Genomic DNA, 11,735 nt, shown 5'->3' with positions numbered 1-11,735 from the left:
CTTCCGAACTCATGACCTCATTGCGTTTCGTCGAGCGGCTACGCGACCTCGTGGACGGCGTGGAAGTCATCCTCTCCGACATCTGGGGCGTGGTGCATAACGGGCTCGAGTCGTTTCCCGAAGCCTGCGAGGCGCTGCATACCTATCGCCAGCGCGGCGGCACCGTCATCCTGATCACCAACGCGCCGCGGCCGGCCGATTCCGTGCAGCGCCAGTTGCGGAAGCTCGGCGTCGCCGACGAAACCTACGACGCGATCGTCTCTTCCGGCGACCTGACCCGGCACTTCGTCGCCGATCACCCCGGCAAGAAAATGTTCTGGCTAGGTCCGGAGCGCGACTCGTCGATTTATCGCGGACTCGATGCCGTGACGGCGCCGCTGGAACAGGCCGACTACATCGTCTGCACCGGCCTGTTCGACGACGAAACCGAATCGGCGGAAGACTACCGCGCGATGATGCTGCAGGCGCGCGAGCACAAGCTGCCGCTGGTTTGCGCCAACCCCGACATCGTCGTCGAACGCGGCGACCGGCTGATCTATTGCGCGGGCGCGATCGCCGAGCTCTATCGCGAGTTGGGCGGTGAGGTGATCTTCTACGGCAAGCCGCACCGGCCGATCTATGAACGCGCCATGGCGCTCGCTGCCGAACGCCGCGGCCAGCCGACTTCGCTCGACCGTGTGCTGGCAATCGGAGATTCGGTGCGCACCGATCTCACCGGCGCGCACGGCTTCGGGATCGATTGTCTTTTCCTCACCCGCGGCATCCATTCCGAGGAATTCGAGGGCATCGATCAGCTCGACCCGGCCTCGGTGAAAGAGCTGTTCGGCCATCCGCCCCGCGCGCTGATGCGCGAGCTGCGGTGGTAGGTGCATCGCTGCACCGGACTCAAAATTGCGAAAACAACCCCATGCAAAGTAGGAATGGGCCTTACATCATCCGAAAACGCAAGACCTGGTAGGGCGTGGACTCATGAGAGGGCATGCCCGGGATTGGGCCGGGCAGCCCGAGAATTGGAGCGAGCTGGAAACCAGGCGCCTTACGCCGTCGCCATGTCCGGGAAGACCGCTTCGATCTTGGTCTTCAGCGTCGCCGCGTTGAACGGCTTGACGATATAGTTGTTCACGCCGGCCTTCTTGGCGGCGATCACGTTCTCGGTCTTGGATTCCGCCGTGATCATGATGAAGGGCGTGGTGGCCAGATTGGGGTCGGCACGGACTTCCTTGAGCAGGTCATAGCCGGTCATCGGCTCCATGTTCCAGTCGGAGATCACGAGCCCGTATTTCTTGCCGCGCATCTTGTTGAGCGCCGCCGAACCGTCGCTGGCGTCGTCGATGTTGTCGAAGCCGAGCTGCTTCAGAAGATTTCGGATGATGCGGATCATGGTGCTGTAGTCATCAACCACCAGAACCGGCATGGACAAATCAACCGCCATCTTTTCCCCCACTCAACGCTTACGCCACAAATATTCGACAGGCCTGCGCGACCCGCAGTCCTCCCCCCACGTCTAGCACCTGCCGTTAAACAGCCCGTTAACCGGGCGACACCGGATTGCAGCCGTTTTGGCCCGACCCAGCCCGCTTGACTTCGACGGGGGCGCCGCGTCACGGTCCCGGCCGCGTTCCCCGACCCAAGAATCTATGAAGAATCTTTGAAAGTCCCTGAAGAATCCCTGAAATGACAACTGGTTTTACCATTATCCGCGATACCACCCCGGCCGCCGAGATCCCCCGCGGGGCCGTGGTCGCCATGGGCAATTTCGATGGCGTTCATCTCGGGCACCGGGCCGTGATCGACGCCGCCCTGCGGATGGGCCGCGCCCACGGCAAGCCGGCTTTCGCCGTCACTTTCGAGCCGCACCCGCGCAGCTTTTTCAGCCCGAACAGCCCGCAATTCCGCCTCTCCGACGAGGCCAACAAGCTGCGGCTGCTGGCCGGGACCGGGCTTGACGGCGCGGTCGTGATGACCTTCGACAAGGCCCGCGCCGGAACCTCGGCGCAAGATTTCATTCACCATGACCTGATCGAACGCCTCGGCGTCAGCGGCATCGCGGTCGGTTACGACTTTCATTTCGGCAAGGGCCGTTCCGGCTCACCGAGCCTGTTGGTCAGCGAGGGGCCGCGGCTCGGCATCGAGGTCGACGTCCAGGCCCATGTCGATATCGAGGAGCGGCCGGTATCCTCCAGCGCGATCCGCATGGCGCTGGCCGAGGGCCAGATCGACGAAGCCACCGCTATGCTGGGCGGGCCGTGGTTCGTCAGCGGCGAGGTGATGCATGGCGAGAAGCGCGGCCGCGATCTCGGCTACCCCACCGCCAATATCCGCCTCGACAAGAATTGCAGCCTCAAGCACGGCATCTATGCGGTGCGGGTCGGCCGCGGCGCGGAGCGCTTCGATGCGGTCGCGAGCTTCGGCCGCCGCCCGACCTTCGACAACGGCGCGCCGCTGCTCGAAGTGTTCCTGTTCGACTTCAAGGGCGACCTCTATGGCAGCGTGCTCGACGTCGCCTTCATCAGTTTCATCCGCGACGAGCTGAAATTCGACACCATCGAAGCGTTGATACGTCAGATGGATGACGACAGCGCCAGGGCGCGCGCGGCACTGGCCGCGGCGCCGGACGCCTTTCCCAGGCTCGGAGCGATTGGTTGAACAAGACAGAAAAGCAGAAAATGCTTGCGGGCGAGCTGTACCGTCCCGGCGATCCCGAACTGCAGGCGGATGCCGCCGCCAACAAGGCCTGGCTCGCACGCTACAATGCGGCGCTCGCAGCGTCCGTAGCCGAGCGCCACGCGCTGCTATCGGCCCATTTCGGACACGTCGGCACCGGCGCTGTGATCCGTCCGCCGTTCTTTTGCGACTACGGCTACAACATCCGGCTCGGCGACGAGGTGTTTCTCAACTTCAACTGCGTCATCCTCGATGTCGTCGAGGTGACAATCGGCGACCGCACCCAGATCGGGCCGGCGACGCAGATCTATGCCGCCGATCACCCGCGCGACGCGGAAACGCGGCGGACCGGCCTCGAATTTGGCCGGCCGGTGCGGATCGGCAGCGACGTCTGGATCGGCGGCGGCGCCATCATCCTGCCCGGCGTCACCATCGGCGATGGCGCGGTGATCGGCGCCGGCAGCGTGGTCACCCGGGACGTTGCCGCAGGCCAGACGGTTGCTGGAAACCCTGCTCGGCCCCGTGGGACCTGATACCGCGCCTGCCCGGCCTTTGCGCTTCTCCTTTCTGGCTGCTATGGAAAGCCCCCATGTTTGCGCGGCGCACCATCAGCATTAGCGGCCCGGCTTCCGCCTGAGCGTTCAGCTCGGCGCAAGACCGGGATTTTCGTGTTCACCCGCTATTCCCCGCGCCTCTCGCGCCGTCTTCGAGCCAAACCAGAGCCTGCATGTCCCAAAATCCGCAAAAGTCCGACGTCACCGACTATTCAAAAACCCTGTTCCTGCCGCAGACGGAATTCCCGATGCGCGCCGGCCTGCCGCAGCGCGAGCCGGAAATCCTCAAATACTGGAACGAGATCGATCTCTACGGAAAGCTGCGCGAGGACGCCCGCGGCCGCGCCAAATTCGTGCTGCATGACGGCCCGCCCTACGCCAACGGCAACATCCATATCGGCCACGCCCTGAACAAGATCCTCAAGGACGTCGTCACCAAGAGCCAGCAGATGCTCGGCTTCGATTCCAACTACGTGCCGGGCTGGGACTGCCACGGCCTGCCGATCGAATGGAAGATCGAGGAAGAGAACTACCGCTCCAAGGGCAAGCCGAAGCCGGATTTCCGCGACTCCACCGCGATGGTGGCGTTCCGCAAGGAGTGCCGCGCCTACGCGACGCACTGGCTCAATGTGCAGCGCGAGGAATTCAAGCGGCTCGGCATCATCGGCGACTGGGATCATCCCTACGCCACCATGAGCTATCCGGCCGAAGCCCAGATCGCGCGCGAACTGATGAAGTTCGCCGCCAACGGTACGCTCTATCGCGGCTCCAAGCCCGTGATGTGGAGCGTGGTCGAGAAGACCGCGCTCGCCGAAGCCGAGGTCGAATACGAGGACTACACCTCCGACATGGTGTGGGTGAAATTTCCGGTCACCTCGCCGGCGCATGGCGCGCTGGCCGAGGCGTCCGTGGTGATCTGGACTACGACGCCGTGGACGCTGCCCGGCAACCGCGCCATCTCGTTCTCGCCGAAGATCGCCTACGGCCTCTACAAGATCACCGATGCGCCCGCTGACAATTGGGCGAAGACCGGCGATCTCCTGATCCTCGCCGATGCGCTCGCAGCAGAAGTATTCAAGCAGGCGCGCGTCACCGCCTACGAGAAGGTGCGCGACCTGCCGGCCGATACGTTCGACGCGGTCGAATGCGCCCATCCGTTGCGAGGCTTCAGCGGAGGATACGAATTCACGGTGCCGCTGTTGCCCGGCGACCACGTCACCGACGACACCGGTACCGGCTTCGTGCATACCGCGCCCGGTCACGGCCGCGAGGACTTCGACGTCTGGATGGCGAACGCGCGCGATCTGGAGCCGCGCGGCATCAACACCGCCATCCCCTACACCGTCGATGAGAACGGCGCCTTCACGGACCACGCCCCGGGCTTTGTCGGAAAACGCGTGATCAACGACAAGGGCGAGAAGGGCGACGCCAACGAGGCCGTGATCAAGGCGCTGGTCGAGGCCGGCAAGCTTTTGGCGCGCGGCCGGCTCAAGCATCAATACCCGCATTCCTGGCGCTCGAAGAAGCCGGTGATCTTCCGCAACACGCCGCAATGGTTCATTGCGATGGACAAGGACATCGCCGTTGACGGCCAGGCGAAGCCCGGCGACACGCTGCGCGCCCGCGCGCTGCATGCGATCTCGGTGACGCAATGGGTGCCGCCAGCGGGGCAGAACCGCATCAACGGGATGATCGCCGGCCGCCCCGACTGGGTGATCTCGCGCCAACGCGCCTGGGGTGTGCCGATCGCCGTGTTCGTGCGCGAGAAGGGCGACGGCTCTGCCGAGATCCTGCAGGACGAAATCGTCAATCAGCGCATCGTCGAAGCCTTCATGGAGGAAGGCGCCGACGCCTGGTACATGGACGGCGCGCGCGAGCGTTTTCTCAGGGATCGCGCCGGCGAGGACTGGAAAAAGGTCGACGATATCTGCGACGTCTGGTTCGATTCCGGCTCGACCCACGCCTTCGTGCTGGAGGATCGTCAGAACTTTCCCAATCTCGGCAACATCGTCCGCAAGATCGATGGCGGCGAGGATACCGTGATGTATCTCGAAGGCAGCGACCAGCATCGCGGCTGGTTTCATTCCTCGCTGCTGGAAAGCGCCGGCACCCGCGGCCGCGCACCGTATGACGTGGTGCTCACCCACGGCTTCACGCTCGACGAGAACGGCCGCAAGATGTCGAAATCGCTCGGCAACACCGTCGAGCCGCAGAAGGTGATGAAGGATTCGGGCGCGGATATCCTCCGCCTCTGGGTCTGTGCCACCGACTACGCCGACGACCAGCGCATCGGGCCGGAGATCCTCAAGAACACCATCGAAACCTATCGCAAGCTGCGCAACTCGATCCGCTGGATGCTCGGCACGCTGCATCATTTCGGTCCTGCCGATGCGGTCGCCCATGCCGACATGCCCGAGCTGGAACGCTTGATGTTGCACGAGCTGGCGAAGCGCGCCTCTATCGTGCGCCAGGCCTATGCCGAGTTCGACTACAAGACGGTGGTCGCGACGCTTGCGGCGTTCATGAACACCGAATTGTCGGCGTTCTATTTCGATATCCGCAAGGACGCGCTGTATTGCGATCCGCCGTCCTCGGTCACGCGCAAGGCGGCGCTTACCGCGATCGACATCATCTGCGATGCGATCCTGCGCTGGCTGGCGCCGGTGCTCAGCTTCACGACTGAAGAAGCGTGGCGGATGTACAAGCCGGACGCGGAAGCCTCGGTGCATCTCACGTTGTTCCCGGAAGGCTTTGACCAATTCCGCGACGATGCGCTTGCCGCGAAGTGGGAAACCATCCGCGACGTCAGGCGCGTCGTCACCGGTGCGCTCGAACTCGAACGCGCCGCCAAGAATATCGGTTCGTCGCTGGAAGCTTCGCCTTTGATCTATGTGTCGGACACGAACATCTTCAACACGCTGTTCGATGTCGACCTCGCCGAAGTCTGCATCACTTCGAACGCAATGGCGACCAACGACGACGCGCCGGCCAGCGCGTTCACCCTCCCCGACGTTCCGGGAGTTGCCGTCGTGGTCGAAAAGGCCGTGGGCACCAAATGCGCCCGGTCGTGGAAGATCCTGCCGACCGTCGGTGAAGACGCCGAGTATCCCGACGTCTCCCCGCGCGATGCACAGGCCTTGCGCGAATGGAAGGCGCTTGCCGAAGGCCGCAAGCCCGCCCATGCAGTTGAAGTGCCCGCCAAGCCTGTCGCATTGATCGAGACGCAGCACGTAGAACCAGCGCCGATGCTAAAGGAAACGCCTGAGCAAGCCGGTTCGGGAAACGTGACGGCCGCCAAGCCCGACAAGAAGGTCAGGGCCAAAAAGACTTTGGAAAACTCGGAGGCCGAGCAAGCCAAGAGACGGGCCAAAGCCAACAAGGTCGTGGCGGCCAGGAACGCTGTCGAAGCCGAGAAACCCGTTGAAGCCGAAGCCAGGAAGCCCAATGCCAAAAAGGCCAAAGCCAGGAAGGCCAAAGCCAAGAAGGCAGCCAAGAAAGCCACGACCAAGAAATCCGTAGTCAGCAAAGCCAAGGCGAAGAAGGCTGCCAAATCCAAGAAAGCTTCTTCGGCGACGAAGGGGGCTAAGAAGGCGGCTACAAAGACGGCGGCCAGGAGGGCAAAGAAGAAAAAGACGACCACCAAGCCGGGAAGGAAGCCGCCGGCGACCAAGGCCAAAAAGAAGAAAAAGAAGGCCAGATAAGTGTCCGGCAAGGAGCGCTTCGTGCCCCCTCACCTCCGCGCCGGCGCCATTGCCGCGATTGTCACGCGTGGTCTTCGATCAGGCCTCAAAGCTCTGGCTGCTCTACGCGTTCGACCTTGCCCAGCGCGGGGTCGTCAGGGTCACGCCGTTCTTCGATCTGGTGCTGGCCTGGAACGTCGGGATCAGCTTTGGCTGGTTCCAGACCGACAACCAGCTCGCCCAAGTCGCGCTGATGGTGATCAAGGCGATTGCCGTGATCGTGCTGGGGATCTGGATGGCGCGCTCCAGCACCCTCCTGGCGACGCTGGGGCTCGGGCTAATCATCGGGGGCGCCGTCGGCAACGGCATCGACCGCTTCCTGTATGGCGCGGTGGTCGATTTCGCCTTGTTCCACATCGAGATCGGGGGAAAAACCTTCAATTGGTACGTGTTTAACCTCGCGGATGTGGCCATTGTTGCCGGGGTAGCGGGCCTATTGTATGACTCGTTCCTGGGGGTACCCGCCGCAAAAGCGCCCTGATCCCGGCCGATACGAACCTCTGCGGTATGGAGCCTTTACGTCCCTTGGACCGACCCCTGCGTGTTGCAGAAATAGTGAATGGGAACAGCGCGATGCGCGAGACCGAAGCCCGCTTCTGGATGCTGCAGACCAGCTCGCTGAGCCGCGCCCTGCGGTTCGCCGCCATTGCCCTCGGCATCGGCCTCGTGATGGCCGCCGGCCCCGTGCGCGCGGCGGATGACGAGGACGAAGACGACAAGACCTTCGAGGAAAAGATCATCGAAGGCATCATGCGCGGCATCGGCGGCACCAACATGGAAAACCGCGGCATCGAATACCGCGAGCGCTCGCCGCTGGTGGTTCCTCCCAAGCTCGATTTGCCGCCGCCGGCCGGTTCCTCGGCCGAAGTGACGGCGCCGAACTGGCCGAAGGATCCCGACCTGCAGCGCCGCAAGGCTGCTGCCGCGGCGCGCAAGAAGGAGAACAAGGACCCGCGCGAAGCGGCCCGCATCCTCACGCCGGCCGAACTCGCGGTGGGCAAGACCGCGGCGCCCGCGCGCAAGGACAATGATCCGGTACAGCCCGGTACCTCGAACAACAATCCGATCCTGAGCCCGTCGCAGCTCGGCTATAACGGCGGCTTCAGCGGCTTGTTCGGCGGCAGCAAGTCCGAGACGGCCCCCTTCAAGGGCGAGCCGACGCGGGAATCCCTGACCCAGCCGCCGCCCGGCTACCAGACGCCGTCGTCGAACTACGCCTATGGCACCGGGCCGAGGGAATCGCTCAACAAGGAATACAACCCGGCCAAGGGCAAGTATGGCGATTAGTTAAGCTGATCTCTCGCCTTCGTGACGATTGTTGGCGCCGGCGCGGTGTACTCTGCCGCAGCTTGATCCCGGACGATTTTGCCGGGTTACTTCTAACATTTGCGCGTCGCAGGACCGATGGCCGGTTTAGCGGAATAAGCGCCAGACAGGTCATGATGCTCTCACACCGATTTACCGCCTCTCTCGTTGCAGCCCTCATCTCGACGTTCGGTTTCTCCGCCGGCAGCGCCTTCGCCCAGACGACGGTCACGTCGGAACGTCCTGTCAATTTCACCCTCGACAACGGCCTGCAAGTGGTTGTGATCCCGGATCACCGCACGCCCGTCGTCACGCAGATGATCTGGTACAAGGTCGGCTCCGCCGACGAGACGCCGGGCAAATCGGGACTGGCGCACTTCCTCGAACATCTGATGTTCAAGGGGACGGCCAAACATCCCGCCGGTGAATTCTCCCAGACCGTGCTGCGGATCGGCGGCAACGAGAACGCCTTCACCTCGCTCGACTACACCGGCTATTTCCAGCGCGTGCCGCGCGAGCAACTGGCGAAAATGATGGAGTTCGAGGCCGATCGCATGACCGGCCTCATTCTCAAGGACGAGAATGTACTTCCCGAGCGTGACGTCGTGCTGGAAGAGTTCAACATGCGTGTCGCCAATAACCCGGACGCGCGGCTGACCGAACAGATCATGGCGGCGCTGTATCTCAACCATCCCTATGGCCGGCCGGTGATCGGCTGGCGCCAGGAGATCGAGAAGCTCGACCGCGAGGATGCGCTGGCGTTCTACAAGCGCTTCTACGCGCCGAACAACGCGATCCTGGTGATCGCGGGCGACGTCGACGCCAAGGAAGTCCGCCCGATGGTGGAAAAGGCCTATAGCGGCATCCCGGCGCAGCCGGCGATATCAGCGCATCGCATCCGTCCGCAGGAGCCGGTGCCTGCGGCGCCGCGCACGGTGACGCTGTCCGATCCGCGCGTCGAACAGACCAGCCTGCGGCGCTATTATCTCGTCCCCTCCTCCACCACCGCTGGGGCCGGCGAAGGCCCCGCGCTCGACGTGCTCGCACAATTGATGGGCGGCGGCTCCAATTCCTATCTCTATCGCGCGCTGGTGATCGACCGCCCGCTCGCAATCAGCGCCGGCGCCGGCTACCAGGGCACTTCGCTGGATCCCTCGCAGTTCTCGATCTCGGTTTCGCCAAAACCCGGCGTCGAGTTTTCGCAGATCGAGCAGGTGATCGACGGCGTGATCGCGGAGGTGATCCAGAACCCCGCCCGCGCCGAGGATCTCGAGCGGGTCAAGACCCAGTTGATTGCAGAAGCGATCTACGCGCAGGACAATCAGGCCACGCTGGCGCGCTGGTATGGCGGCGCGCTGACAACGGGGCTTTCGATCGACGACATCAGGAGCTGGCCGGACCGGATTCGCGCGGTGACATCCGAACAAATCCGCGATGCCGCGCAGAAATGGCTCGACAGAAAACGCTCGGTGACCGGCTATCTGATCAAGGATGCCGCGCCGAAACGCGAGGAGAAGCGCTCGTGATCCGTCTTTCGATCGGCGCGCAGCGCCTCGCATCCAGCCTGATCGCTGGCGCCGTGCTGCTGACGCTGGCGGCGACGCCGTCGCACGCCGCAGCAAAGATCCAGCGGCTGGTCTCGCCGGGAGGCATCGAAGCCTGGTTCGTGCAGGACGCCACCGTGCCCCTGATCGCGATGGAATATGCCTTCGGTGGCGGCGCCGCCCAGGACCCATCAGGTAAATCCGGCGTCGGCAACATGGTCGCCAGCCTGCTCGACGAGGGCTCCGGCGATCTCGATTCCAAGACCTTCCACGAGCGCCTCGAGCGCCGCGCCATCGAACTGAGCTTCTCATCGACCCGCGATTACTTCCGCGGCTCGCTCCGCATGCTCAAGGACAACAAGGACGAGGCCTTCGACCTCCTGCAGATGGCGCTGACCTCGCCGCGTTTCGACGCCTCCGACGTCGAGCGCATTCGCGCGCAGGTGCTCTCCGGGCTGCGTCGCGACACCACCAACCCGACCTCGCTGGCGAGCCGCAAATTCCTTGAAGTGGCGTTCGGCGATCATCCCTATGGCAGGCAGGGCAACGGCACGCTCGACAGCGTGCCGAAGATCGACGTCGCCGACATGAAGGATTACGTCCGCCGCGTCGTCGCCAAGGATAGCTTGCGCATTGCCGTGGTCGGCGATGTCGATGCCGATACGCTTGGCAAGCTCCTGGACAAGACGTTCGGCGGATTGCAGGCCAAGGCCAGCCTGACGCAGGTCGCCGAGGTCGAGGCCACCAAGCCGCCGCAGCGCGCGTTCGTGCCGCTCGACGTGCCGCAGACGGTGGTGACGTTCGGCGGCCCCGGCATTCGCCGGCACGATCCGAATTTCATGGCTGCCTATGTCGTGAACCACATTCTCGGCGGCGGCGGATTGTCGTCGCGGCTCTACAAGGAGGTGCGCGAAAAGCGCGGCCTCGCCTATTCGGTCTATGAATCGCTGCTCTGGATGGATCGATCCGCCCTGTTCATCGGCAATACCGGCACCCGCGCCGACCGCGCCGGGGAGACCGTCGACGCGATCGAGAAGGAAGTCCGCCGCATGGCCGAGGAAGGCCCGACCCAGAAGGAGCTGGACGAGGCCAAGTCCTACCTCAAGGGCTCGCAGATGCTGGCGCTCGATACATCCTCCAAGCTCGCGCAGGCGCTGCTGCAGTACCAGCTCGACAAGCTGCCGATCGACTACATCGAAAAGCGCAACGCCCTCGTCGACGCCGTGACGCTCGACGACGCCAAAAAGGTCGCCCAGCAGCTCTGGGGCCAGGGCCTGCTCACCGTCATCGTCGGCCGCGCCCCGCAAGCCGCCGCCCAGCCGGTGGTGGCGCCGCCGAAGGCGAACTGATCACTCGCCCTCGGCCGTCATGGCCGGGCTTGTCCCGGCCATCCACGTTTTCTATACGCTGATAAGTCGTGGATGCCCGGGACAAACCCGGGCATGACGACTACCGGTGAACGCCATGCTGCGGGTTTCCCGCGACCTCACGATCGACGACAACGACATCGAGATCGGCTTCGTCCGCGCCTCCGGCCCCGGCGGGCAGAACGTCAACAAGCTCGCCACGGCAGCCCAGCTACGTTTCGACACGCGCAAGATCACGCTGCCGGAGGACGCGGCCCTGCGGCTGAACCGGATTGCCGGGCAGCGCATGACCAAGGAGGGCGTGATCGTGATCCACGCCCAGCGCTTCCGCACCCAGGAGCGCAACCGGGCCGATGCCATCGACCGTCTGCTGGAAATGCTGCGCGAAGCCATGATCCGCCCGACGCCGCGGCGGCCGACGAAGCCGACCTTCGGATCGAAGCAGCGGCGGCTGGAAGGCAAGAAACGCCGCAGCGACGTCAAGGCGAAGCGCAACACCGCGCCTTTCGACGATTGAGGGCTGCCGCCGATCTTTCGATTGACACGTTTTCTTGACGCGAA

At 63.9% G+C, this 11,735-nt stretch carries 8 protein-coding genes and 2 pseudogenes; 9 read left to right on the top strand and 1 reads right to left on the bottom strand.

Going from position 1 to position 11,735, the window contains the following annotated elements; translation table 11 throughout:
• The first annotated feature begins 11 nt into the window (after window positions 1-11).
• Complete coding sequence (locus tag V1288_RS17365) at window positions 12-866, top strand: TIGR01459 family HAD-type hydrolase (protein WP_334358187.1); 855 nt, start codon at window positions 12-14, stop codon at window positions 864-866.
• 170 nt (window positions 867-1,036) lie between these two features.
• On the opposite strand, the gene V1288_RS17360 is transcribed toward V1288_RS17365, so the two are convergent.
• Window positions 1,037-1,432, bottom strand: coding sequence for a response regulator (locus V1288_RS17360; protein ID WP_057835874.1), 396 nt, complete (start codon window positions 1,430-1,432; stop codon window positions 1,037-1,039).
• Window positions 1,433-1,674: 242 nt separating this feature from the next.
• Between V1288_RS17360 and V1288_RS17355 the strand changes: the two genes are divergently transcribed.
• From V1288_RS17355 to arfB, 8 genes and pseudogenes are all read left to right on the top strand, one after another.
• A complete protein-coding gene (locus V1288_RS17355) occupies window positions 1,675-2,646 on the top strand; it encodes a bifunctional riboflavin kinase/FAD synthetase (protein WP_334358186.1) in 972 nt (323 codons plus the stop codon).
• Window positions 2,643-3,197 (top strand): sugar O-acetyltransferase, encoded by a 555-nt coding sequence (locus tag V1288_RS17350; RefSeq protein ID WP_334358185.1) that lies wholly within the window; start codon window positions 2,643-2,645, stop codon window positions 3,195-3,197. The genes V1288_RS17355 and V1288_RS17350 overlap by 4 nt, the downstream gene beginning before the upstream one ends.
• A gap of 194 nt (window positions 3,198-3,391) precedes the next feature.
• Window positions 3,392-6,376 (top strand): annotated as a pseudogene (gene ileS / locus V1288_RS17345) (isoleucine--tRNA ligase); the annotation flags it as partial.
• 564 nt (window positions 6,377-6,940) lie between these two features.
• Window positions 6,941-7,439: pseudogene (gene lspA / locus V1288_RS17340) on the top strand (signal peptidase II).
• A 92-nt stretch (window positions 7,440-7,531) separates the two neighbouring features.
• Window positions 7,532-8,245 carry a hypothetical protein gene (locus V1288_RS17335; RefSeq protein ID WP_334358184.1) on the top strand — a complete coding sequence of 238 codons (714 nt, stop codon included), beginning with the start codon at window positions 7,532-7,534 and terminating at the stop codon, window positions 8,243-8,245.
• A 155-nt stretch (window positions 8,246-8,400) separates the two neighbouring features.
• Window positions 8,401-9,789, top strand: coding sequence for a M16 family metallopeptidase (locus V1288_RS17330; RefSeq protein WP_334361335.1), 1,389 nt, complete (start codon window positions 8,401-8,403; stop codon window positions 9,787-9,789).
• Complete coding sequence (locus tag V1288_RS17325; RefSeq protein WP_442893961.1) at window positions 9,786-11,156, top strand: M16 family metallopeptidase; 1,371 nt, start codon at window positions 9,786-9,788, stop codon at window positions 11,154-11,156. Before V1288_RS17330 ends, V1288_RS17325 begins: the two co-directional genes overlap by 4 nt.
• Before the next feature lie 115 nt (window positions 11,157-11,271).
• Window positions 11,272-11,691 carry an alternative ribosome rescue aminoacyl-tRNA hydrolase ArfB gene (gene arfB, locus V1288_RS17320; protein ID WP_334358182.1) on the top strand — a complete coding sequence of 140 codons (420 nt, stop codon included), beginning with the start codon at window positions 11,272-11,274 and terminating at the stop codon, window positions 11,689-11,691.
• Window positions 11,692-11,735: the final 44 nt, after the last annotated feature.

This window comes from Bradyrhizobium sp. AZCC 2176 (assembly GCF_036924645.1).
Taxonomy (GTDB): Bacteria; Pseudomonadota; Alphaproteobacteria; order Rhizobiales; family Xanthobacteraceae; genus Bradyrhizobium.
This window is presented reverse-complemented; position numbering and strand designations above follow the sequence as displayed.

Coding starts and splice junctions, on each gene's coding strand:
- V1288_RS17365 (WP_334358187.1), top strand. CDS start 12: ATGACCTCATTGCGTTTCGTCGAGCGGCTACGCGACCTCGTGGACGGC.
- V1288_RS17360 (WP_057835874.1), bottom strand. CDS start 1,432: ATGGCGGTTGATTTGTCCATGCCGGTTCTGGTGGTTGATGACTACAGC.
- V1288_RS17355 (WP_334358186.1), top strand. CDS start 1,675: ATGACAACTGGTTTTACCATTATCCGCGATACCACCCCGGCCGCCGAG.
- V1288_RS17335 (WP_334358184.1), top strand. CDS start 7,532: ATGCGCGAGACCGAAGCCCGCTTCTGGATGCTGCAGACCAGCTCGCTG.
- V1288_RS17330 (WP_334361335.1), top strand. CDS start 8,401: ATGCTCTCACACCGATTTACCGCCTCTCTCGTTGCAGCCCTCATCTCG.
- arfB (WP_334358182.1), top strand. CDS start 11,272: ATGCTGCGGGTTTCCCGCGACCTCACGATCGACGACAACGACATCGAG.